We start from the raw sequence: 24,254 nt of genomic DNA, 5'->3' as shown, positions 1-24,254 counted from the left end.
ATCCACCGACTCCATGGCACGCAGCCAAAGTCCCTCCCGCGCGAACGCGGCCTCGGCCGCCCTCGACGGGGACTTCACCGAGAACATCATCGATATCGACGTCACTTCCGAAATGGAAGGCTCCTTCCTGGAGTACGCGTATTCGGTGATCTATTCCCGCGCGCTCCCCGATGCGCGCGACGGCCTCAAGCCCGTTCAGCGACGCATCCTGTACATGATGAGCGACATGGGCCTGCGCCCGGACCGCGGGCATGTGAAGAGCGCCCGCGTGGTGGGCGAAGTCATGGGAAAGCTGCACCCCCACGGTGATGCAGCCATCTATGACGCCATGGTGCGCATGGCACAGGACTTCTCGCTGCGATTGCCCCTGATCGACGGCCACGGCAACTTCGGTTCGCTCGACGACGGCCCGGCAGCACCGCGTTACACGGAAGCACGGCTCGCCGCGGCAGCGATGACGATGACCGAGCACCTCGACGAAGACGTGGTGGACTTCGTCCCCAACTACGACAACCAGCTCACCCAGCCGGATGTCCTGCCCGCGGCCTTCCCCAATTTGCTGGTCAACGGCACTACTGGCATCGCCGTCGGCATGGCCACCAACATGGCTTCCCACAACCTCGTGGAAGTCATCGCGGCTGCCCGGCACCTCATTGCCACTCCGGACGCGACGCTGGAAGACGTCATGCGGTTCGTGCCCGGCCCGGACCTGCCCACCGGCGGCCGGATCGTGGGACTCGACGGAATCCGCGATGCCTATGCCACCGGACGTGGTTCGTTCAAGACCCGCGCCAAGGTGGAGATCGAGCAGCTGACCGCGCGCCGCACCGGCCTGGTGGTGACCGAGCTCCCCTACATGGTGGGTCCCGAGAAGGTCATCGAGAAGATCAAGGATGCCGTCAACGCCAAAAAGCTGACCGGCATCAGCGATGTCATGGACCTCACCGACCGCAAGCACGGGCTGCGGCTCGTGATCGAGATCAAGAACGGCTTCAACCCCAACGCCGTGCTGCAGCAGCTCTACCGGTTCACCCCGATGGAAGACTCCTTTGGCATCAACAACGTGACTTTGGTGGACGGGCAGCCTCAGACTTTGGGCCTGCTCCAGCTCCTGCAGGTCTATGTCGGCCACCGCCTGTCCGTGGTGCGTCGCCGCACTGCTTTCCGCCTGGGCAAGAAAAAGGACCGCCTCCACTTGGTGGAGGGCTTGTTGATCGCGATCGTCGACATCGACGAGGTCATCCAGATCATCCGTTCCTCCGACGAGGCATCGGCGGCCCGCGAACGGCTGATGTCGATCTACGACCTGTCAGAGATCCAGGCCAACTACATCCTGGAACTCCGCCTGCGCCAACTGACCAAGTACTCGCGGATCGAACTCGAGAAAGAACAGGAAGAACTGCGCCGGGAGATCGCCGAGCTCGAGGCGATCCTGGCGTCCGACGTGCTCCTTCGCGAGCTGGTGTCCGGAGAATTGGCCGAAGTGGCCGAGAAATACGGCACCCCGCGGCGCACGGTCCTCCTCGAATCAGAGGCCGTATCTCCCACCGTCGCAGCGGCGCTAGCAGCAGCCGTCCCGGCCGGCAAGGGCAAGGCCGCCGCGCTCCCGCTCGAAATCCCCGACGACCCTTGCTGGGCAATCCTCAGCGCCTCCGGCCAGATCGCGCGCACCTCCAACCAGGAGCCGCTGGCCGAATCCGGCCCGCGGAGCAAGCACGATGTCTACCGCTCGGTGGTCAAGACAACCGCGCGCGGCGAGATCGGCGCGGTCACCTCGCAGGGCCGGATGCTCCGGGTACAGGTCATGGACATGCCGGCACTCCCGCCCATGTCCGGCCTGCCCAATCTTGCCGGGGGCGTCGCAGCTAAGGACTTCATCACCCTGCTCAAGGGCGAATCGCTTGTGGCGTTCGTGCCGCTGGATGCCGTATTGGCCATCGGAACGGTCCAGGGCGTGGTGAAGCGCGTCCAGCCCGACTACCCGTTGAACCGCGAAGACTGGGAAATCATTGCCCTCAAGGACAAGGACGCTGTGGTGGGCGTGGAGCCTGCCCAGGACGACGACGTCGACCTCGTCTTCGTGACCCGGCTTGCGCAGCTCCTGCGGTTCAGCGCCTCCGCGGTCCGGCCGCAGGGCCGCACCGCGGGCGGCATGGCGGGAATCAAGCTTGGCGACGGCGACGACGTCATCCACTTCGGGACGGTGCGCGCCACCGACCCTGCCGCCGTCGTCGTAACGATTGCCGGCAGCAACGGTGCGCTGCCGGGAACCGCTCCGGGTACGGCGAAGATCACCCCGTTCGAGGAGTACCCGGCAAAGGGCCGGGCCACGGGAGGCGTGCGGGCCCACCGCTTCCTCAAGGGTGAAGACACTCTGCTGCTCGGATGGGCGGGTCACGGTCCGGCGAAGGCGTCATCAAGCGCCGGCGTTGCCCGGTCCCTCCCGCAAGAGCACGGCCGCCGCGACGGCTCCGGTGTTCCCCTCTCCCAGCCCGTGGATGCCATCGGTGCGAGCATGGCGTGGGAAGAAGGAAACGCCGGGGAGAATTGACCGGAAGCCGCCGTTGACTGCTACGTCCCGGCTGGCCACGTCCTGGCTCCGCTGGCCTACATCGTCGCGATACTGATGATGTTTCCTTCCGAGTCGAGGAACCAGGCTCCCCTTTCGCCGTCCGGCAAAGTGGCTACGCCGTTTTCGGTCTTCAGGCCAGGGAAATCGTATTCTTCGAAAACGACTCCGCGCGTCCTGAGATCGGCCATGTCCTGGTCCAGGTCCGTGCTCTGGAATCCCAGTTGGGTGTTCTTGGCGGTCCCGGCGTTGGGCGTCTCGTAGAGCAGGAAGGCTGTGCCGTTGGCGCACTTGTACATCAGGTTGTCTTTGGCCTCCGGATTATCCGGTTCAAGACCGAGCTTGTCACGGTAGAAGTCGCGGGCGCGGGCGATATCGCTGGCAGGGAGCACACCGGCGACGTTTAGATCCTTAAGCATGGCAATTTCACTTTCCAGGCTTCCCCAGCACCTAACTTTACTCTTGATCGGGCTGATCAGACCGGGGACGTACTTCCCTCCGGGCAGTGTGACCGGATCAGGAATCCGGGCCCTAGACTACTGCCATGCCGATCATTCCTGATGACAAGGACTGGACCTGGGTCCTGTCCACGCCGTGTCCCGAATGCGGCTTCGACGCCGCCACCGTCACCCCGTCCACCGTCCCGGGGACAGTCCTCAACATGCTGCCGCGGTGGCGGGCCGTTCTGCGCCGGGAAGACGCGTCCACCCGCCCGGACGAGCACACATGGTCGCCATTGGAGTATGCCTGCCACGTGCGGGACGTCTTCAGCCTGTTCGACCAGCGACTGAACCTGATGCTGCGGGAGGACGACGCCCACTTCGCCAATTGGGACCAGGACAAGGCCGCGATCGACGGCGACTACGCCAACGCGGACCCGGCGGAAGTGGCTGCGCAGCTGGCCACCGAGGGCACCCAAATTGCCAACTCCTTCGCCGCTGTCCACGAGGATGAGTGGCCCCGCACCGGGGTCCGCAGCAACGGCTCCACCTTCACCGTGCTGACATTCGCCCAGTACTTCCTGCACGACGTCGTCCATCACCTCCACGACGTGGACGGCTAGGCGCTGCGATGTCGTGGAAAGACACGCGGGCAACCCGCCTCTTCAACATTGGGTTGCCCATCGTCCTCGGTCCGTTCGGTGGCCTGTCCTCGGTGGAGCTCGCGGCCACGGTCAGCGAGGCTGGCGGGCTGGGTTCGTACGGCCTCTACGGCTACGACGCGGAACGGATTGTCGCCACGGCCCGCGAACTCCGGGAGGCCACCGGGAAACCGTTCGCGCTGAACCTTTGGCTCCCCGTCGAGGGTGAAGAGCCACCAACCGCGGACGCCCGGCAGTTCGCCGCCTACGTGGACATCCTCCGACCGTATTTCGAGCTGGTTGGCGTGGAACCACCCGCGCAACCGGATGCCTACCAGGCCGATCTGCGGGAGCAGATCCAGGCGGCCATCGATGCCCGGCCCGCCGTGCTGAGCTTCGTCTTCGGCGTTCCGTCCGCGGCTGTCATCGAGGAGGCCCACCGGAACGGCATCGTGGTGGCCGGTACTGCCACCACCGTCGACGAAGCGGTGGCGTTGGATACCGGCGGCGTTGACGCGATCGTCGCCACGGGCATGGAGGCCGGCGGGCACCGGGTTTCCTTCCTCCACGCCCCGGAGGACTCCCTCGTCGGGGCCATGGCCCTCGTGCCCCAGGTGGTGGACGCCGTCTCGGTTCCGGTCATCGCCGCAGGTGGTATCTCCGATGGCCGCGGAGTCGCTGCCGCCTTGGCCCTTGGCGCGGACGCGGTCCAGATCGGTTCGGCCTTCCTGGCCACGCGGCAATCAGCCATCAGTCCCGCGCACCTGGCCGCGATGCGCGGACCCGACGCCGCCCATACTGTCCTGACCCGCGCACTCAGCGGCCGCTTGGCACGCGGCATCCCCAACCGGATCACCGCGGAGCTCGCCGATCCTTCCGCCCATGCCCCGTTCCCGATCCAAAACTGGCTGACCGGCAAATTCCGGCCCGCTGCCGCGGCTCAGGGAGTCCCTGACCTGATGTCGCTGTGGGCGGGACAATCGACGCCGCTCATCAGGGAGGACGACGCACGGAAGTTGGTGGCGAACATCGTCGAGTCCGTGGACGCCACCTTCGGACGCCTCCTCGGCTAGTTTCCGTCTGCTAACTTCCCGTTGACGTCGCGAGCGGCGAGAAGCCGCGGTCATACTTGAACTCGATTCGCCGCTTATGCCGGGCTCCTGGACATGCCCCTCGCCAGCGCTAGCGGATGGACATATTCCCGTTATGTCCGGTCGCGGACACGAGGAACGCGCATGTCCCCCAGGGACCAGGTCCAGGCGGCGGACCGCCCGGGCTCACGGACATGCTCTGCGCCCGGGCCAGCGGATGGACATATTCCCGTTATGTCCGGTCGCGGGCACGAGGAACGGGCATGTCCCCCAGGGACCAGGTCCAGGCGGCGGACCGCCCGGGCTCCTGGACATGCCCCTCGCCAGCGCTAGCGGATGGACATATTCCCGTTATGTCCGGTCGCGGGCACGAGGAACGCGCATGTCCTCCCGACGCGAAGAGGACTTGGCCCCTAAACCCCCGACGAATAACCAGAAAGAACGAGAATCAACGAAAATGACCACTAGTTTCCGCGCACCAGCTCCGGGAGCGCCGACGGGAGTGCCGACGGGAGCGCCGACGGCGAGCCGAGATCCAGGCGGGCGTCTCCCCCGACGATGTCGGCCAGGTTGTGCGTCACCAGCACCACGGTGACATCCTTCAGTCCGGCGCGCAGCTCCGCCATCATGAGCCGCCCGGCCTCGGCGTCGAGATGGGCGGTTGGCTCGTCCAGGAGCAGGACTTTTGCGCCGGTGAGGAGCGTGCGGGCCATGGCGAGCCGCTGGCGTTCGCCGCCGCTCAGGGACGAACCGGAGGGGCCGATGCGGGTATCCAGGCCCTTCGGAAGTCCGGGTGCCAATCGTGAGAGCCCGACGGCGCCGAGCGCCTTGTGCATGTCCGCTTCGGAAGGCTTGTGGCCGGCCGGGCGGGCGAGCAGCAGGTTGCCGCGGATGGTGGAGTCGAAGAGGTGGGCCTCCTGGGGACACCAGGCGGCATTCCCGGTGACGCATGCCCTGCCGGAAGACACGGGCAGGAAGCCAAGCAGCACGGAGAGCAACGTGGATTTCCCGGAACCGGAGGGTCCCGTGACTGCGAGCCACTGCCCGGGGGCCGCTTCGGCGCTGAGCCCGCTGAACACGGGGGTTCCACCCGGCCATGACGCTTCGAGGCCATCCAGCAACAACCCCGCGGCACCGTCTGGCCGCTCAGGCAGCTTCAGCACGCCGCCGCCGGCATCCGAGGCGTCGAAGGCTCCGGACTGCGCGATCCGCCGCAGCACCGCGGCCAAAGCCGGCCCCTGCCGCACGGCGGACACAACTGCTCCGTAGGGCTCAGCGAGGGCCAGCTGAACCAGGACGACGACGGCCAGCACAGCCGGCGCGACAGTTCCGGTTTGCACCGAGGGGGCGCCGAGGATTCCGGCCGCCAGCGCTCCCAGGGTGCACGCCAGCACGGTCAGTCCCTGGCCGATGCCATCCGCCCACGCGGAACGCTGCGCCGCCGCAGTGGCCGCGCTGTCCCTCCGGGCCAAGGACGACAAAACCATTCCCGCCACGCCGTTGGCGCTGAGCTCGGCACGGGCGTCGAGGGCTGCGGCAACATCGCGAAGCACCAATGAGCGCAGTTGCTGCTCTGAGCGGGCCGCGTTGCGGTCGGCCGCCAGGGCAAGAAGAGGAGCTACGACAAGGCCGAGCACGGCGGTGGCGACCACCGCCGGCACAGCGGCGGGAACCAGCAGGGCCGAGGCGACCACCGCCGCCACCCCGACCGCAACCGCGGAGAGGGGCGGCAGGACGACGCGCGGCAGCACGTCCCGCAGCGTGTCGACGTCGTCCACCACCGCTCCGAGGACATTGCCGCCCAGCAGGAGCCGCCGCAAGGACAGGGCCCGCGCGCTGAGGCTCGCCCAGAGCGCGCCGCGGAGCCTTGTCATCGCCGCAAAAACCGTGTCATGGACGACGAGCCGCTCGGAGTAGCGCAGCACGGCCCGGCCTATGCCGAAGAACCGCACGCCGACGATTGCTCCCAGCAAGTACAGGATGGGCGGTTGCTCGCTGGCGCGGATAATGAGCCAGCCGGACAGCCCGGACAACGCCACGGCAAACAGGGCGGCGAGCGCCGCGAGCAGCACGGCACCGGCGAACTTGTAACGGACGGGCGCCAGGATGCTGGCCAGGGCCTTGAGCGTGGGGATGGCGGTGGGGGGTTCCATTCCCCCGTCCGGTGTGGTTCCGGGAGTCGCGTCCCCCTGGAGCGGAGCAGGCACGGACACAGCGGATTCCGGGGCCACGTGGCCGGCATGATCCTGCGCCGTCACGCCGTCGACGCTCACGACGTAATCCGCCAGTTTCCGGGTCGCGGCGTCGTGGGCCACGAGGATGACAGCCGCGGCCCCCCGCAGCCCCGCGATCGCCGCACGAATGGCGTCCGCGGACGCGACGTCGAGGTGGGCGGTGGGTTCGTCGAGCAGCAGGACCGTGGCACCGGCGTCGAGGCGCGCCAAGCCGCGGGCCACGGCCACCCGCCGCACTTCGCCAGGGCTCAACTCGGCAGGATGTTTGAACGCGAGGTGCTCCGCGGCGGCTTGCTCCAGGCAACGCATGGCCCTCGCGATGTCAGCGTCCGGCGTGGATCCAGTGACGGACGGCGCGAAGTCCGCGTCGCCGCCGTTCAGGTAAAGGACAACCTCGTCCAGGACAGTACCGGCGACCATGACGGGATGCTGCGGTACCCACGCCACCGAGCGCGCATCCAGTCCGGTGACGGAACCTTCGATGGTTGCCTCCGGACCGTCGCCGATCGTGCCGGCGAGAACGCCAAGGATGGTGCTTTTGCCTGAACCGCTGCGGCCATCCAGGGCGGTAATCCGCCCGGCCGGAGCCTCGAAGTCAATGGGCCCGACGGCGGCACCTGCCCTTCCCCTGTACGTCACCGTCAGCCCGGTGACCACGACGCCGGCGGAAGCTCCGGCGTCGTGCGCTTCAGCACCGGAATCATCATTCAGCGAACGGCCCGCCGGCGACTCCAGCACGGCGTTGGTTGCGGCCAAGGCCTCGCGCCCGTCGTCGCTGGCGTGGTGGGCCGTGCCCAGCTCGCGCAAGGGAAGATAGCAATCGGGGGCGAGGATGAGGGCCAGCAGGCCGGCTTCCAGACCCATGTCGCCCGCAACGAGCCGCACCCCGATGAAGACGGCCACGACAGCGACGGAGATGGTGGCTATCAGTTCCAGGGCGAGCGCGGAGAGGAACGCGGTCCGCAGGGTTCCCATGGTCCGCGAGCGGTATTCCTCGGAGAGGTCCTCGAGGGCCGCACGCTGTTCGCCCGCGCGGCCCAGTCCCACCAGCACGGGAAGGCCCTTGGCCAACTCCAGGATGTGCCCGGAGAGCCTCCGCAGCGTGGATTGGGCTTCGTGGACCCGGTCCTCGGTGTGGCGGCCGATCAGCACCATGAACAGCGGGACCAGCGGCACGGTCAGCACCACAACCACGGCACTGACCCAATCCGCGAAGAGTATCCGCGCGCCAAGGAGCAAGGGCAGCGCAGCGCAATTGACCAAGGCGGGCAGGAACTGGGTGTAGTAGTTGTCCAGCGCATCAAGTCCGCGGGTCGCGAGCACGGCGAGCCCGCCGTCGTTCACGTCTCCGACCCGTCCCGCAGCCCCGGGGCCGAGGGCGCGCCCCAGCAGCCGGAGCCTCAGCTCTTCCTTGACCCCGAGGGCCGCCCGGCGCGCCGCGACTCCTTGGGCCCAGACCGTCAGCGAGCGCAGGACAGCGCCGGCGGCTCCCCAGGCGAGTCCTTCGCGCCACCCCATGCCGCCGGCAGCAAGGCCGGACAACATCCCCGCGATGGCTTGCGCTATCAGGACCAGCGACAAAGCCTTGAGCGTGGACAGCAGACCAAGGACGTACAAGGCGGATCGGGTGGCCGCTCCGGCGGGCAGCTGCGGCTTCATCCGCTACTCGCCGGCGTCCTGCGGTGCGTGTTTGGCAGCCGGTCCGCCCGGAGCCGCATGGCCCACCAGCACCTTGGCCGCAATGGCCGGCAGGAAGCCATGCGCGGCGGGAATGTGGGCTGCGCTCACACGGCGCCGGAACACCCAGTAGGTCCAGGCCTGGTACGCGATGACCAGCGGCAAGCCGACGGCGGCCACGATGCTCATCAGCCCCAGCGTGTAGGCCGACGATGAGGCGTTGGAAATCGTGAGGTTGAAGGCGGGGTTCACGGTGGAAGGGATGACCACGGGGAACGCCGCGCCGAAGATGGAAGCGGTGGCGCACACCAGGAACGCACCCAGCGCTCCGAAGGCCTTGCCCTCAGCCCCCTTGCGGGCGAGGACCCAGGCCGCTGCACCCGCCAGGACTCCGAGGATGACCAGGATCCACGTCAACGGCTTGCCGCTGAGCAGCTGGAGGGCCACCATCCACGCAAGCAGCGGCAGCAATGCGAGCGGGGCGAGCCGCACAAACCAGCGGCGCGCACGGTGGCGCACGTCGCCGTCGGTCTTCAGGGCCAGGAACGCCAGCGCGTGCACCAAGGCGAACGCGACGACGGCGAAACCGCCCAGCAGGGCGTATCCGCTGAACCAGGCAAAGGGGCCGCCCTGACGGTCGCCGTTCGAGTCGATCGGCAGCCCGGTGGTGGTCAACGCCAGCGCGGCGCCGATGCCGAACGCCGCCGTGAACGAACCCAGGGCAATCGCCCAGTCCCAGATCGTCCGCCAACGCGCAGTGTCCACCTTGCCCCGGTACTCGAAAGCCACGGCCCGGAAGATCAGGGCCACCAGGACAATCAGCAGCGGCAGGTAGAGCGCCGAAAACAGCGAGGCGTACCACATCGGGAAGGCCGCGAAGGTGGCACCGGCCGCGGTCAGCAGCCACACTTCGTTCCCGTCCCACACCGGACCGACCGTGTTCAGCAGCACCCGGCGGTCGGTGTTGTTCCGGGCGAAGAGCTTCATGAGCATTCCGACGCCGAGGTCGAAGCCCTCAAGGAAGAGGTAACCCGTCCACAGCACGGCGATGGCCACGAACCAGACGGTAGGCAACAGTTCCATTCGAAAATTCCCTCTGCTTCCTAGTAGGCGAATGCCAAGACGTCGTCGCTGTCGCCGGGTTGGCCCGGGGCGCCCGGCGTCCCGCCGTCGTCGTCCTTCTTTTCCTTCTTTTCGCTCCCGCGAGCCTCAGCGAGCTCCGGCATCGCGGACACCACGCCTCCGCGGGCGTATTTGACCAGCAGCCGGACTTCCACCACGAGCAGGACCGCGTAGATGGAGGCCAACACCACCAGCGAGGTGATGAGCTCTCCGGCGGAGACGCCTGGCGAGACGGCCGCGGCCGTGAACATGAACACTTGGTCGACGCCGCTGGCGTCCGGATTGGGCGCGACGACGAACGGCTGCCGGCCCATTTCCGTGAAGATCCAGCCGGCGGCGTTGGCGCCGAAGGGAGCAAGGATGCCGAAGACCGCGAGGCGCATGATCCAGCGGGACTGCGGGACCAGGCCCTTGCGCGTGACCCACAGGGCCAGCAAAGCGGCAAGGGCGGCGATCCCGCCGAAGCCGATCATCATGCGGAAGCCCCAATAGGTCACTTCCATGACGGGCACGTACTGGATTTCCTGGCCTGCCCGGTCGCCGTACAGGGGATTGTTCGGCAGGTGGGTGCCGTACTTGGCCTTGTACTCGTCGAGGAGGCTGTTGACCCCCTTCACTTCTGTGTTGAAGTCCCCCTTGGCCAGGAAGGAGAGGATACCGGGGACCTCGATCACGGCCACGATGTCGTTGCAGTTCTTGGACCCGAGGTTGCCGATGCTCAGCACGGAGAACCCGGTGCCGTCGTGGCACGCGGCCTCTGCCGCGGCCATCTTCATCGGCTGTTGTTCGAACATCAGTTTGCCTTGCATATCGCCGGTGATGGCGGTACCGGCAAAGGAGATCATGGCGACGACGGCGCCGATCCGCAGGGAGGTGATCCACACCTTGTAGTCGGCCTTGTCGCGTCCGGGGATGTCGGCTTCGCCGGCGACGGCGCGGCCATCCGTTCCGACGGTGTCGATGCCGTCGTGGCGGCGGCGCCAGAGGTGGTACCAGGCGATGCCCAGGAGGAACGCACCGGCGACGGCCAGCGCGCCGAAGAGGGTGTGGGGTACGGCCACCATCGCGGTGTTGTTGGTGAATACCGCCCACGCGTCGGTCATGACGGGACGCCCGTTGACCATCGTGACGCCGACGGGGTGCTGCATCCAGGAGTTGGCCACAATGATGAAGTAGGCCGAGAAGACCGAGCCGATCACCGCGATCCAGAGGCACGCGAGGTGGACGCCGCGCTTGAGTTGCTTCCAGCCGAAGATCCAGAGTCCCAGGAAGGTCGATTCCACGAAGAACGCCAGAAGGGCTTCCAGGGCGAGGGGCGCACCGAACACGTCGCCGACGAACCGGCTGTATTCGCTCCAGGCCATGCCGAATTGGAATTCCTGCACGATGCCCGTGGCCACGCCCATGATGAAGTTGATGAGGAAGAGCTTGCCCCAGAACTTGGTCATCCGGAGGTATTCAACCTTGCCGGTGCGATACCAAAGGGTCTGGATGACAGCCACGACAAGGCCCAGTCCGATGGTCAACGGCACCATCATGAAGTGGTAGACCGTGGTGATTCCAAATTGCCAGCGTGCGATTTCCAAGGCGTCCATTGCTGTCCTTTTTATCCGGCTGCCCGCGAAGCGGCGTCCATTTCTACGTAGCGTAGAACTTGTTTCTTCTACACAGTGTAGAACAAGCCCGCTGCGATCTGCTCACCACTCTTCCAGCGGCGTCACAGTGCCGCAAGGACACGGCGCGCCGCATGTTCTACCTCACGTAGAATCGCCGCCTGAAAAGCGGTAGATTGAAGGTGGAATGTTGGAACATCGCACTTCCCCCGGCCCATGAGACGGGGAGGGAAGTGCGGAAAGTAGGGATGCATTGATGGCAAGTCTTGGCGAACTGGAACGGGCGGTCATGGACCTCCTTTGGGCGGGCCAGGAGGCTGCGACAGCCAACAAACTTCGTGATCTGCTGGCGCAGGATTCTGCCGCCACGGACGGCATTGCAGGACACCAGGGCAAGGACCTCGCAGTCACCACAGTGCTGACGGTCTTGTCCCGCCTTGAGAAGAAAGGCCTCGTCGAGCGCGAACGCGGCACCCGCCCGCACCGCTACCAGGCTGTTTCGAGCCGCGCGGACCACACGGCGGACCTCATGCACGAGGCACTCGGCTCCGCGCCGGACCGCGAAGCCGTGCTGGCCCGGTTCATCGGTTCCGTGAGCGAGAGTGAAGCCGCCACGCTGCGCAAGCTGCTCGGCAAAAACTAACCACCCATGTTCTGGACCTCATATTTTCTGGCGGTCCTTGCTTTGGTGTTGGCCTGGCCGGTTCCCGTCCTCTTGTCGCGCGCCGAATGGCCATCGCGCGCACCCTTCATGGCCATGGTCCTCTGGCAGGCCATCGCACTCGCCGGTGGCCTGTCCATGATCGGTGCCATGCTCGTCTACGGGCTTGAGCCCATCGGCGACAACCTCATCGCAGGCCTGCGCTCCCTGGCTGGCATGGTGCTCCACAACGAGCCCACCACGGCGCTGGGTTTCTGGCACTTGTTCGCCTTGTCCGCCGCGGCGCTGCTGAGCGCCCACCTCGTATTCACCCTGCTGCTCACCTACGTCAAGATCGAACGGCAGCGGCGGAGGCACCGCGAGCTCCTCGCCCTCCTGGCCTCACCGTCCGACGACGGCCCCGGCACCGTGGTCATCAACCACGACTCCCCCGTTGCCTACTGCCTGCCGGGCGGCGCACGGTCGGTGACCGTCCTGTCCGACGGCCTCATGGCCGCCCTCGAGCCGGCCGAGCTCCGGGCCGTCCTCATCCATGAAAACGCCCATCTCTCGCAACGCCACGACCTTCTTCTGTGGGCCTTCGCCGCGTGGCGCCAGGCACTCCCCTGGTTCCCGACTACCCGGCTCGCCCAGGTGGCGGTCAACTCCCTGATCGAAATGCTCGCCGATGACGTGGCCCTGCGCACCGAGAGCAAGGGAACGCTCATCAAGGCGATCGCGATCGTCGCCAGCGGCTCCGCCCGTCCCGTGGAGCACTTCGCGCCACCCGGAACAAGCGGGCAGGACGCCTCCCCCGAAAACAGCTCCTTGAGCGGCACCGGCGGCGCCGACTCACCGCGCACGACGGCGTCGCGCGTCAGCCGCCTGCTCTCGCCCAAACCGCCGCTTCCGGCAGCCCAGCGAGCGTTGGTGCTTGCCGCCTCGGCAATGCTGCTCGCCGTGCCGACCGGCCTGCTGATCGTGCCGGGCTTGCTGGGCTGAAGAGGTCTGCCGGCCTAGGTAGGCCCGCCGGATCAGGCGTCGATACGTTCCCGGTCCAGGTCCGCCGCGCCGGCGATGATGAAGTCCTTGCGCGGGGCGACGTCCGATCCCATCAGCAGGTCGAAAGTATCCTCCGCCATCTTGGCGTTCTCGATTCCCACTTTGCGGAGGGTGCGGTGGCGCGGATCCATGGTTGTCTCGGCGAGCTGCTCGGCGTCCATCTCGCCCAGGCCCTTGTAGCGCTGGATCGGCTCCTTGTAGCGTTTGCCTTCCTTGGCGAGCCTGGCCAGCAGGACGTGCAGTTCGGCCTCCGAGTACGTGTAGATCATCTCGTTGGCTTTCTGGCCGGCGTTGATGACTTCCACGCGGTGCAGCGGCGGGACGGCCGCGTATACGCGGCCCTCATCGATCATCGGACGCATGTACCGGAAGAACAGGGTGAGCAGCAGCGTACGGATATGCGCGCCGTCGACGTCCGCATCGGTCATGAGGATCACCTTGCCGTAACGCGCGGCGTCGATGTCGAAGCTCCGGCCCGAACCGGCACCCACCACCTGGATGAGGGCTGCGCACTCCGCGTTGGAGAGCATGTCCCCCACCGAGGCTTTCTGCACGTTCAGGATCTTGCCACGGATCGGCAGCAGCGCCTGGAAGTCCGAAGAGCGCGCCAGCTTGGCGGTGCCAAGGGCGGAGTCTCCTTCCACGATGAAGAGCTCGGAGCGTCCGACGTCGTCCGTGCGGCAATCCGCCAGCTTGGTGGGCATCGACGACGTTTCCAGCGCGTTCTTCCGGCGCTGCGTTTCCTTGTGGACACGGGCTGAGATGCGGGATTTCATCTCGCTGACGATCTTCTCGAGCAGCAGCGCGGACTGGGCTTTGTCGTTGCGGTTCGCCGAGGTCAGGCGCCCCGTGATCTCGTCCTCGACCACCTTGGCAACAATCGCCCTGACAGCCGAAGTGCCCAGGATTTCCTTGGTCTGACCCTCGAATTGCGGCTCCGCCAAGCGGACCGTCAGCACCGCGGTGAGGCCGGCCAGGACGTCGTCCTTCTCGATCTTGTCGTTGCCCGCTTTGAGCTTGCGCGCGTTCGTTTCGACGGCCTTGCGGAACGTCTTCAGAAGTGCCTGCTCGAAGCCTGCCTGGTGCGTGCCGCCCTTGGGCGTGGCGATGATGTTGACGAAGCTCCGCATGGTGGTTTCGTAGCCGATCCCCCAGCGCAGCGCGATGTCCACTTCACAGTCGCGTTCCACTTCGGCGATCTTGCTGTGCCCGTTTTCGTCGAGGACCGGAACGGTCTCCTTGAACTTGCCCGCACCATGGAGCCGCCAAATATCCGTGACGCCTGAATCCGCGGCGAGGAAGTCGACGAACTCGGAAATGCCGCCGTCGTGGTGGAACACCTCTTGGTGCGGTCCGTTCTCGCCGGGGGTGCCGGGGAGCCGGCGCTCGTCGCGGACAGTAAGCTTGAGTCCCGGAACCAGGAAGGACGTTTGGCGGGCGCGGGCTGCAAGATCCTCGTAAGCGAACTTCGCGTCCGGAGTGAAGATCTGCCGGTCCGCCCAGTAGCGGATGCGGGTGCCGGTGACACCCCGCTTGGCCTTGCCTACGACGTCGAGCACCGAGTTCTCGACGAACGGTTCGAAGACCGACGTCGGGCTCGGCTTCGAGCCGGTGTCCTTGAACCGGCCAGGCTCGCCCCGGCGGAACGACATCTGGTACGTCTTGCTTCCGCGGTCCACCTGCACGTCAAGACGGGCGGAGAGCGCGTTCACCACGGACGCGCCAACGCCGTGCAGGCCGCCGGATGCCGTGTAGGAGCCGCCGCCGAACTTTCCGCCCGCGTGCAGTTTGGTGAAGACCACTTCGACGCCGGTGAGCCCGGTCTTGGGCTCCAGGTCCACCGGGATGCCCCGGCCGTCATCGTGGATTTCCACCGAATTGTCCGCGTGCAGGATGATCTGGATGTCGTGCCCGAAGCCCGCCAGCGCTTCGTCCACCGAGTTGTCAATGATCTCCCACAAGCAGTGCATGAGGCCGCGTGAATCGGTGGAGCCGATGTACATGCCCGGACGCTTGCGGACCGCCTCCAGGCCTTCCAAAACTGAAAGGTGCCGGGCGTTGTATTCAGAACTCGGTGCCACGGGCGGGGCGCTCCTTCGGGGGTGTAACAGAGGCAAAAAACACTCCTCCTAGGCTAGCTGGCCCGGAGCCATGACGAGAGCTGCCACTCCCAATCGTGCTGGACGCCACTTCCCGGTGTTACGCACATGTGATACGCGGACAGCGAACGTGACCCATCCTTGCCATGGTTTTGCTTCGAATGCTGGTTATATGGATACACAGAACTACTAAGGAGGCCGAACATGACAACAGCAGTTGCAGACCGCACACTCAATGCACTCGACCGGTGCGACCGTTGCGGGGCCCAGGCATATGTCCGCGTTGTACTCGAGTCCTCCGGCGGTGAGCTGCTCTTCTGCGGCCACCACGCACGTGCAGTAGAGGCCACGCTGCGGCCGATGACTTCCGACTGGCATGACGAGACCGGTCGCCTTCAGGAGAAGGAACCCGTCCTCGCCGACTAGCCCCGATGGCTGGCCCTGAGAGGCCGCCCGGTTGACATAATTTCACAGAGACAACAGCCCCCTCCGAATGGAGGGGGCTGTTGCGTTAACCGAAGACTCCTCTGCCTAGGCGCGGCCCGCATCCCGGCGTTGTCTTTCCTGCCTCGCCCGGGTGACATCGGCCGCGATCTCCGTGAGCCCTTGCGCATCAAGCCCGGCCACGACCCCGTCGACGTCCGTGTCTGGCCGGTTCTGGCTCAGTTTGGCCTTCGCTTCGATGCGGGTAATGACCAGTTCGACGCCGACAATGGCGCGCAGCTGGCCGGAGATGTACCGCTCCGGCGCGTCGTCGACGGACCACGGCCGCTCGAAACCGGCTTCGTTAAGGTCGGTCAGCTGCCTGACATGGTTCGCGAGCCACGTCGCATCATCGTGGACGGCAAGCTTGCCGTAGACGTGCGCAGTGGAGTAGTTCCACGTCGGGACGACGCGTCCATGCTCCTCCTTGGAGGCGTACCAGGATGGCGAGATGTAGGCGTCCGCGCCCTGGATGATGACGAGTGATTCCCCGATCACCGCCTCGGACCATTGCGGATTGGTCCGGGCAAGGTGACCGTGGAGCGCTCCGTGTTCGCCGATCGAGGGATCGTAGATGAGCGGCAGGAAGGTCGCGAGCAGGCCCTGCGTCGTCATGGTGACAAGGTTCGCCGCGTTCGGCCGCGTCAGGAGCTCGTGGATGACGTCGGGACCGGCGTCGAAATGCGCGGGGATGTACATGGTTCTATTCTTCCTCTCTTGGGTCGGGCGATCTGTTCTGTTGGTCTTCAGCGATTCTGTTCCGGCCGCGGATTGAGCCGGACCCGGACGGCGACGCCGGCGCAGACGATGACGGCCAGCCCACCCGCAATCGTCGTCCAGCCCAGGGATTCGCCCAGCAGCAGCCCTGCCCAGCAAATGCTCAGCACCGGCTGGATGAGTTGTACTTGGCTGACTTTGGCCATGGGCCCGATGGCGAGGCCCCGATACCAGGCGAAGAAGCCGAAGAACATGCTGACGACTCCGAGATATGCAAAAGCGGCCCACTGGCCCGGTGAGGCTGACGGCGGCTGCTGGGCCATGGAGAGGGCAGCCAGGCCGGCCATCAACGGCAATGCCAGGACAAGCGCCCAGGATACGGTCTGCCATGCGCCGAGTTCGCGGGCGAGCAAGCCGCCTTCCGCGTAGCCGATGGCCGCAGCAACGACAGCTCCGAGGAGCAGCACATCCGCCCAGTTCAGCTGCCCGAGCCCGCCTGACTGTGCGAAAGCGAAAACAATGGCCGCAACAGCCCCTACGGCTGTCACCAGCCAGAAGACGGCGGGCGGATGCTCGCGTCCGCGTAGTACTGCGGCGCTTGCCGTTGCTGCCGGCAAGAGGGCGATGACGACGGCGCCGTGGCTGGCCGGCGCCGTCGTGAGTGCGAACGAGGTGAGCAAGGGGAATCCGACAACAATCCCGGCGGCAACCACGGCCAGGCGCGCCCATTGCCTGCCTCGAGGAAGCCGCTGCCTGGTGAGCAAGAGGGCGAACGCCGCGAGTATCGCCGCGACGACGGCACGGCCGGAGCCGATGAACAAGGGCGACAGGGCACCAACCGCCACCCGGGTGAAGGGAACAGTGAACGAGAACGCCGCTACTCCCAGGAGGCCCCACCAAAGGCCAGTTGCCGGACGGGACAGTACCACTGGGCGAATTATTGTAGTAGCGCTACTATTGCCTCTCATGAACAACGATAGCAGTTCAAGGATTGCGATGCGACTGCGGGAATGGATCGTCGGGGCCGCGCCGGGATCCCGGCTGCCGTCCACCCGGTCACTGGTTGCCGACTACCAGGCCAGCCCTGTGACGGTGCAGAAAGCCTTGCAAGCGCTCACGTCGCAGGGCTTGATCGAGAGCCGGCCGGGCGTCGGAACCTTCGTGCGGGCGGTCCGGACAGCACGCCCCTCGGATTACGGTTGGCAAACTGCGGCCCTGCGCGCACCGCAAGCGCCTCCGCGCTCAGCCTCCACCACGATGCGGGACACGTCGAACGCAACTATTGCCTTCCACTCCGGATACCCGGACCGGGAACTCCTGCCGGAGCGGCTCGTGCGGGCCGCCCTCGCCCGGGCGTCCCGCGGCGATGCTGCCTTGTCCCGACCACCCGCCGCGGGGCTTCCGGAGTTGCAGTCCTGGTTCGCGCACGAACTCGGCACCGCAACGCCGGCAGGACTCACCCCGCCGACAGTGAGCGACGTCATCGTGCTGCCGGGAAGCCAGGGCGGCCTCAGCTCCATCTTCACTGCCTTGGTCGGCCACGGGCAGCCGCTGCTCATGGAATCCCCGAGCTACTGGGGAGCTATCCTGGCCGCGACCCAGGCCGGAGTCCGCATCGTCCCGGTGCCCAGCGGAGCCGATGGGCCGGACCCCGAAGAATTGGCCAGAGCGTTCGAGGAGACCGGCGCACGGCTGTTCTATGCCCAACCAAACTATGCCAACCCCACCGGGGCACAATGGTCCACCCGGCGGGGCGAAGAGGTCCTGGACGTCGTCCGGCAGTACGGCGCGTTCCTCGTTGAGGACGACTGGGCGCACGATTTCGGCATCACGTCGACGCCGGCGCCCCTCGCCGCACGTGACGACTCCGGCCACGTGGTCTATCTGCGCTCCCTCACGAAGAGCGTTTCACCCGCCATCCGCGTTGCCGCCGTCATCGCGCGAGGCCCTGCCCGCGAACGCATCCTTGCAGACCGCGCCGCCGAGTCGATGTACGTCAGCGGATTGCTGCAGGCCGCGGCACTCGACGTCGTCACCCAACCGGCCTGGCAGACCCATCTGCGCAGCCTCCGCCATCAGCTCCAGTCACGCCGGGACCTGCTTGTCTCGAGCCTGCGCGAGCACGCCCCCCAGGCCCACCTCAGCATCGTCCCCAAGGGAGGACTGAATCTCTGGGCACGGCTTCCCGACGGCACGGGCCTCGAGGGCCTGACGCGTGACTGCGAGAGTGCCGGAGTCATGATCGCAGTCGGTAACGAGTGGTTTCCGGCCGAACCGGCGGGACCGTTCATACGCCTCAACTACGCCGGGCCCAACCCCTCGGCGTTCCCGGAAGGCGCCCGCATCCTCGGCCAAGCACTCGAACGGAACAGCCCCTGAATGCAAGAAGTGGACCCCGGGAATCCGGGAGCCCACTTCTTGACGGGCCGTGCCGCTTAGGCCAGGGCGTCCGTTGCTTTAGTCAAGGTAGTCGCGCAGAACCTGAGACCGCGAGGGGTGGCGCAGCTTGGACATCGTCTTCGATTCGATCTGACGGATGCGTTCGCGGGTGACTCCGTAGACCTTGCCGATTTCGTCTAAAGTCTTCGGCTGGCCGTCGGTAAGGCCGAATCGCATGGCGACGACCCCTGCTTCACGCTCGGACAAGGTATCGAGCACCGAGTGCAGCTGCTCCTGCAGGAGGGTGAAGCTCACCGCGTCCGCCGGGACGACGGCTTCGGAGTCCTCGATGAGGTCACCGAATTCGGAGTCGCCGTCTTCGCCGAGCGGGGTGTGCAACGAGATGGGCTCGCGGCCGTACTTCTGGACTTCAACAACCTTCTCGGGAGTCATGTCCAGCTCGAGGGCAAGTTCCTCAGGCGTAGGTTCGCGTCCAAGGTCCTGGAGCATCTGGCGCTGAACGCGTGCAAGCTTGTTGATGACTTCCACCATGTGCACCGGAATGCGGATAGTGCGTGCTTGGTCAGCCATGGCACGGGTGATGGCCTGGCGGATCCACCACGTGGCGTACGTGGAGAATTTGAAGCCCTTGGTGTAGTCGAACTTCTCCACTGCGCGGATCAGGCCCAGGTTGCCCTCCTGGATGAGGTCCAGGAACAGCATGCCGCGGCCGGTGTAGCGCTTGGCCAGGGAGACCACGAGGCGCAGGTTGGCTTCAAGGAGGTGGTTCTTGGCCCTCTTGCCGTCATGGATGATGAACTCGAGCTCACGCTTGAGCTTCGGGTCCATGGAGCCGTCGTCGGCATTGATCTTCTCTTCGGCGAAGAGGCCGGCTTCAATGCGGAGCGCAAGGTCGACTTCCTGCTCTGCGTTCAGCAGGGCAACCTTGCCGATCTGCTTCAAATAGTCCTTGACGGGGTCGGCCGTGGCACCGGCGGACATGACCTGCTGGACAGGCGCATCGTCGTCGTCGGCATCCGAGTAGACAAAGCCGGAACCGGTCGTCGCTGGCTTCTTGCCCTCTTCGCCTTCTTCGACTTCCTCCGTGAGCTCTGCTTCGTCGGGAACGACGGCGTCAAAATCCTCGGCTTCTTCGGAGTCCTCGTCGGCGCCGGCGGACTTGTTGGCTGCTTCGGCAGCGGCCTTGGCGCCGGGCTTGGGCCCGCGCTTCTTGGGTGCCGGCTTCTCTGCACCTGCAGTCGAAGCATTGGCAGCACGCGTTGCCGCGCGCTTCGCAGCTGTAGCCGCCTTCTTTTCTTCGGCGGACAGTTCGGCCAGGGCGGCGGGTTCCTTCTCGGCGGAAGACGGGGTCACAGAAAACCTTTCTAGCGGCGGTCTGTGGAATCACCATGGGGGCAACACCACTATGACCCTGTCAAGTCCGTGATCAACATCAAGTGCCATCGCCGACTGCAGAGTCTTTAGGTAGAACTCCCGACGGCGCCTTAATGTTCCCTAGAGTTCAGGGGACGTTTACGGCACTTGAAACACGGACCCAACCGGGTCTCGGCAACCATTGTCTCACGGTTTTGAGTTCCGGGGGTCGAAACCGGCAACCGTGCAGACAATTACGTCCCTGCGGGTTTGCCTCAATGGCGCGCTCCTGGAGTCCCCTGGGGTTTGGCGTCATGCCGCCGCTCCACCGAACTTCCGCCACGCCGACGACTTGCTTTTGGCCCAGCCGCACACCGTCCCTCGCTTCACCACCTCGGCGAGCAGTTCAGCGAGCCGATAGCCCCGGTGTTCGGCGTCTGCCTCCGAAAGGAGCTCGGCGGCGAAAGAGCCGCTCCCCCGGCACCACTGAATCCACCCCCGGATCGTGAGCGTTGCGGCCCGGGCCTCCCCACCACCGTGCCGGGAGAGCATCGCGAGAACCTGGTCCAGGCTCGCCACGCGGCTCCAATCGGGGGTCTCCGGGTAGAGGCCCAAGAGCACGTCTCCATAGCGCGAGGCATTGACATCCGTGGCCTCAGTGGACTTGGCGGCCACCGGTGCCGGGGAGCAGAGCCCTTGCGGAATGACGAGGCCATCCCCTTCATCGTCTTCATGCTCGAAGAAGTGAAAGGCCTCGGCACCGCCGCACGCGACGGACTTCCCCGCCGCCGCCAGCACCACCACCGCGTCGCGCCATGCAGGAACCCGCAGGCTCGCCCGGAGGAACGCCGCAGCCTCTCCGTCGAATTCCTCCGGACCGCCGGAATCCAGGACTCCCGTCCACACCTCCAGCATTTGTTCGAATGCCTTCCTGCTCCGCCAGCAGCGGAGCAGCTCCTCAAGCGTGGCGGCTTCCGCACGCATGAACTCCGGATCACGGACAGGCTGGTCCCCAGGGCCCAACAGCCCGGGCGATTCCCTGACGCTGCTCCCCCGGAACACCATTTCCGCATTGAGCCGGCTATCCAGGATCTGGTCCACGGGACGCCCGGGAAGAGGACAGCACTCCAGATCGGCGCAGAATGCGCTTCGCCAGAACTCGGAACCAATGAACCAGGCATCCCGCAACGCCAAGCCAGTGCGGGCCAGGACGGGTTCCAGGGCTTTCAGCAGCGGCAGGCCGTGCGGCCCGGCACCGCCGGCGTCCCAACCCTCGTCGCTGAAGATTGCCAACAGCGCGCCGTCGGCGTCATGGTCCGCTTCCAGGTACTCCCCGATCCTCCGTGAGTACTCGGCAAGCACCCGTTCGGATCCCTCAGTCGGAAGGTCGACGCGGAGGGTTGCGCCAAGTGTCTGCCCGCGCAGCGTGATGGCCACGAGGCTCTCCTTCGGCCAGAGCCCCAAGGCGTGCGGAATGAAGCCGAGGATGTCCTCCGGCCGGGAAATGGTCACACGGTTGTCTGCTGTCATGAATCCAGCATCGGTGGCAGGAGTGGGCGCCGGCAGACTTCAATTGCCCTATGTGGACAAAGGTGTCCACGGATGCCTGTGGAGGACCGCGGAACAGGCTATGGCGTCGAGCTCTTCTGCTTCGCGAGCCTTTCGCGGCGCAACTCCACGCGGCGGCGCCGCTGGTTCGCCAACGACACGAGGAGCGGCGGGACGTGTACGCCCTGGGCCGCCATCTGGCGGCGCACCTTGCGACGGGTCATGAGGATCAAGACCGTACCCACCAGGAGGAACAGGAACTGGACGCTCAAGGCGATGCGGAAGGACGCCAGGCCGTACAGCTCGCCGCCCGAGAAACCGCTGGTGTGGAGAACGTCGAGGATGACTCCCACCAAGTAGATCGTCAGGAGCGCGGCAACGAAGCCGCCCACGTTGACGATGCCCGTGGCGGTGCCGATCCTGTGGGAAGGATTGAAGGTCCGGGCAAAATCAAAGCCGATCATGGACCCGGGGCCACCGATGGCCAGGGCGACCACCAGCAAGGCGAGCAACCAGAGGGGCGCCCGGCCAGGCAGCAACAGGACCGCGGCCCAGGCAAGCGCGATCGCCGCCGTGATCAGGAGGACCATGGCCGAGCGCCGCATCGGGTGCCGGGCCACGAAGGTCCCGAACAACGGCCCCACCAGAATGCTCGTGACAACGAAGAGTCCCATCAAGGCGGACACGGTTGCTGCGTTCAGCCCCTGCGCCGACACCAGGAACGGGTAACCCCAGGACATGGCGAAGACGTTTCCGCTGAATTGGACAGTGAAGTGGCACCAGAGGCCCAAGCGTGTCCCCGGCTGCTTCCACGCACGGGCCAAGGTCACTCCTGTGGCACGAAGCCCTTGGCCGCTCTCCCGGGGCGGGTGGCCCGGCGGAACATCCCTGAGCAAGGCCAGCACGAGCACGACGGCGAGCGCGGACAGGGAGCTCAACGCCAGGAATGCCGTATTCCAGCCGGCCGAATGAAGGACCAGGGCGAACGGCACCACGCTGATGAGCTGGCCGAGCTGGCCCGACATTCCCGTCAGCTGGGTGACGAGCGGAACCCTTGCGGGCGCGAACCAGATCGGCACGAGGCGGATCACGGAGACGAAGGTCATCGCATCGCCGGCGCCGACGAGGACCCGGCCAAGCACGCCCGCCGGAACAGCGTCGGCATAAGCCAACTGGAGTTGGCCGAGGCCCATGAGCACGGCACCGCTGGCAATCATGGCGCGCGAGCCGAAGCGGTCAACCAGGAGTCCCACCGGTATCTGGAGGCCTGCGTAGACCAGCAGCTGAAGCACCGTGAAGAAGGAAATGGCGGCTGCGCTGGCATGGAACCGTTCGGTGGCCTCCAGTCCGGACACACCAAAGGATGTGCGCTGGGCGACTGCCACGAGGTAGGCAAGCACCCCGATCGTCCAAATGAGCCAGGCGCGGGGTGCGTTCACCCTTCCATTATGCCCGGGGCGGCATTAAAGCTGCTTTATGGGCGCGCATCTTTACGTGCGAGATACGCCTCAACCGCCGCTCCCAGGTCCTCGGCGTTGGGGAGTTCGTCGTTCTCGTCGGCGAGCAGGGAACGGCGGACCGTGCCCTCCGCCTTGTCGTCATAGCGGGACTCCAGCTTCGAAACCACCTGCTGGACGTCCTCGGATGCTTCCACTTGTTCGGCGATCTGCCTGCCCACTTCCCTGCCGGCTTCGCGAAGGCGGTCCGTCGGCAGCATGAGGGACGTGGCAGCTCCCAGGTACTCGAGTCCCGCAACCGCTGCAGGCGGGTACTCGGCATCCGCGAGGTAGTGCGGCACGTGGATGACGTACCCGGCCACTTTCCGCCCGGCCTCGCTCAGCCGCAATTCCAGGATGTGGCCAATGGCCGAAGGAACCTCGACAGTCGGCTTCCACGTGGAAATGCCTTCGATGAGTTCCGGGCGGTTCCCGTGCACCGTGACGCCGACCGGCCGGGTGTGTGGAACCGGCATGGGAATGGAATGGATCCAGGTCACCAGGTTGACGTCCAGCTTTTCCACGATCCCGACGACGGCGCGCGCGAAACGCTCCCACTGGAGGTCCGGTTCAAAACCGGCAAGCAGCAGGAACGGCTCGCCCAGCCCGTCGTTCAGCTTGTAAAGCGCCAGCTGGGGGGCCTTGTAGTCCTCCAGGTGGTCTTCGACGAAGCTGATGTGGGGGCGCCGCGTGCGGTAGTCGATGAGCTGGTCGGCGTCGAACACGGCTACCGTTTCGGCGTCGAGCGTATCCAGCAGTTCCCGGTTGATCTGCTGGACCACGTGGCCGGCATCCGCGAAACCCGTGAAGCCCATCAGCATGTTGAGGCCCCTCGTATCCGGGCTGTGGAAGAGCTCGATGTTGCTCGCGTAGAGCGACTCGGGGTCAAGGAGTGAGCCGGAAATCCGTTCAAACACGGCATGTTCCTTTCGCAGTTTCAAATTCTTGGAGGAGCAGGCGGCTGCACGCCGCAGCAGACGCTTCGGCGGCCGGCCACGCTCCATGTATTGGTACAACGCCCCGGAGCGGCCGCGCATTCCTGTCGGCCAATGTGCCGCAACTCTCATTT

The 24,254-nt window shown here is 66.0% G+C and carries 18 protein-coding genes; 7 read left to right on the top strand and 11 right to left on the bottom strand.

Translation table 11 applies throughout. The features are described from left to right. Positions 1-13: 13 nt before the first annotated feature. Entirely contained in the window at positions 14-2,551 is a 2,538-nt protein-coding gene (locus tag OIT41_RS08105; protein WP_264637743.1) for a DNA topoisomerase (ATP-hydrolyzing) subunit A, read from the top strand. Between the two features lie 56 nt (positions 2,552-2,607). Here the strand turns inward: OIT41_RS08105 and OIT41_RS08100 are convergent, their stop codons facing one another. Continuing rightward, complete coding sequence (locus OIT41_RS08100) at positions 2,608-2,988, bottom strand: VOC family protein (protein WP_241708314.1); 381 nt, start codon at positions 2,986-2,988, stop codon at positions 2,608-2,610. Between the two features lie 125 nt (positions 2,989-3,113). Here OIT41_RS08100 and OIT41_RS08095 point away from each other — a divergent pair, with 125 nt between their 5' ends. Together OIT41_RS08095 and OIT41_RS08090 are read left to right on the top strand one after the other, a co-directional pair. Next, on the top strand, positions 3,114-3,632 hold the full coding sequence (locus OIT41_RS08095) for a DinB family protein (RefSeq protein WP_241708315.1): 519 nt from the start codon (positions 3,114-3,116) through the stop codon (positions 3,630-3,632). Positions 3,633-3,640: 8 nt separating this feature from the next. Further along, positions 3,641-4,723, top strand: a complete 1,083-nt coding sequence (locus tag OIT41_RS08090; RefSeq protein WP_241708316.1) for an NAD(P)H-dependent flavin oxidoreductase — start codon at positions 3,641-3,643, stop codon at positions 4,721-4,723. Between the two features lie 482 nt (positions 4,724-5,205). Here the strand turns inward: OIT41_RS08090 and cydD are convergent, their stop codons facing one another. Genes cydD through OIT41_RS08075 form a run of 3 tightly spaced genes read right to left on the bottom strand, consistent with a single transcriptional unit; the run spans position 5,206 to position 11,369 of the window. Further along, a complete protein-coding gene (gene cydD, locus OIT41_RS08085; RefSeq protein ID WP_264637742.1) occupies positions 5,206-8,634 on the bottom strand; it encodes a thiol reductant ABC exporter subunit CydD in 3,429 nt (1,142 codons plus the stop codon). A gap of 3 nt (positions 8,635-8,637) precedes the next feature. Further along, positions 8,638-9,735 carry a cytochrome d ubiquinol oxidase subunit II gene (gene cydB, locus OIT41_RS08080; protein ID WP_264637741.1) on the bottom strand — a complete coding sequence of 366 codons (1,098 nt, stop codon included), beginning with the start codon at positions 9,733-9,735 and terminating at the stop codon, positions 8,638-8,640. Between the two features lie 20 nt (positions 9,736-9,755). Continuing rightward, positions 9,756-11,369: a cytochrome ubiquinol oxidase subunit I gene (locus tag OIT41_RS08075; RefSeq protein WP_241708319.1), complete on the bottom strand. Its 1,614-nt coding sequence runs from the start codon at positions 11,367-11,369 to the stop codon at positions 9,756-9,758. 274 nt (positions 11,370-11,643) lie between these two features. Between OIT41_RS08075 and OIT41_RS08070 the strand changes: the two genes are divergently transcribed. Beyond that, positions 11,644-12,030, top strand: coding sequence for a BlaI/MecI/CopY family transcriptional regulator (locus OIT41_RS08070; RefSeq protein ID WP_078105520.1), 387 nt, complete (start codon positions 11,644-11,646; stop codon positions 12,028-12,030). Between the two features lie 6 nt (positions 12,031-12,036). Continuing rightward, on the top strand, positions 12,037-13,029 hold the full coding sequence (locus OIT41_RS08065) for a M56 family metallopeptidase (RefSeq protein WP_241708320.1): 993 nt from the start codon (positions 12,037-12,039) through the stop codon (positions 13,027-13,029). Between the two features lie 32 nt (positions 13,030-13,061). Here OIT41_RS08065 and OIT41_RS08060 read toward each other — a convergent pair whose 3' ends face one another. Further along, on the bottom strand, positions 13,062-15,170 hold the full coding sequence (locus OIT41_RS08060) for a DNA gyrase/topoisomerase IV subunit B (protein ID WP_078105522.1): 2,109 nt from the start codon (positions 15,168-15,170) through the stop codon (positions 13,062-13,064). A gap of 222 nt (positions 15,171-15,392) precedes the next feature. On the opposite strand from OIT41_RS08060, the gene OIT41_RS08055 reads away from it, so the two are divergent. Next, positions 15,393-15,614, top strand: a complete 222-nt coding sequence (locus OIT41_RS08055; protein ID WP_078105523.1) for a hypothetical protein — start codon at positions 15,393-15,395, stop codon at positions 15,612-15,614. 105 nt (positions 15,615-15,719) lie between these two features. Here OIT41_RS08055 and OIT41_RS08050 read toward each other — a convergent pair whose 3' ends face one another. After that, complete coding sequence (locus OIT41_RS08050) at positions 15,720-16,370, bottom strand: FMN-binding negative transcriptional regulator (protein WP_241708321.1); 651 nt, start codon at positions 16,368-16,370, stop codon at positions 15,720-15,722. A gap of 47 nt (positions 16,371-16,417) precedes the next feature. Continuing rightward, entirely contained in the window at positions 16,418-17,356 is a 939-nt protein-coding gene (locus OIT41_RS08045) for a DMT family transporter (protein ID WP_264637740.1), read from the bottom strand. On the opposite strand from OIT41_RS08045, the gene OIT41_RS08040 reads away from it, so the two are divergent. Further along, positions 17,355-18,767 (top strand): PLP-dependent aminotransferase family protein, encoded by a 1,413-nt coding sequence (locus tag OIT41_RS08040; RefSeq protein WP_264637739.1) that lies wholly within the window; start codon positions 17,355-17,357, stop codon positions 18,765-18,767. The two genes, OIT41_RS08045 and OIT41_RS08040, sit on opposite strands and share 2 nt — an antisense overlap. Before the next feature lie 78 nt (positions 18,768-18,845). Here OIT41_RS08040 and OIT41_RS08035 read toward each other — a convergent pair whose 3' ends face one another. The 4 genes from OIT41_RS08035 to OIT41_RS08020 all read right to left on the bottom strand — a co-directional run bounded on the left by OIT41_RS08035 (position 18,846) and on the right by OIT41_RS08020 (position 24,102). Continuing rightward, entirely contained in the window at positions 18,846-20,141 is a 1,296-nt protein-coding gene (locus tag OIT41_RS08035) for an RNA polymerase sigma factor (protein WP_078105527.1), read from the bottom strand. 312 nt (positions 20,142-20,453) lie between these two features. Beyond that, on the bottom strand, positions 20,454-21,671 hold the full coding sequence (locus OIT41_RS08030; RefSeq protein WP_241708324.1) for a DUF4192 domain-containing protein: 1,218 nt from the start codon (positions 21,669-21,671) through the stop codon (positions 20,454-20,456). Positions 21,672-21,769: 98 nt separating this feature from the next. Beyond that, a complete protein-coding gene (locus tag OIT41_RS08025; protein ID WP_241708325.1) occupies positions 21,770-23,128 on the bottom strand; it encodes an MFS transporter in 1,359 nt (452 codons plus the stop codon). A gap of 35 nt (positions 23,129-23,163) precedes the next feature. Continuing rightward, a complete protein-coding gene (locus tag OIT41_RS08020) occupies positions 23,164-24,102 on the bottom strand; it encodes a proteasome assembly chaperone family protein (RefSeq protein ID WP_241708326.1) in 939 nt (312 codons plus the stop codon). Positions 24,103-24,254: the final 152 nt, after the last annotated feature.

The organism is Arthrobacter sp. YA7-1, assembly GCF_025960325.1.
Taxonomy (GTDB): domain Bacteria; phylum Actinomycetota; class Actinomycetes; order Actinomycetales; family Micrococcaceae; genus Arthrobacter; species Arthrobacter bambusae_A.
Note: the sequence above shows the minus strand (reverse complement) of the source record. Positions and strands in the feature narration are given on the sequence as shown.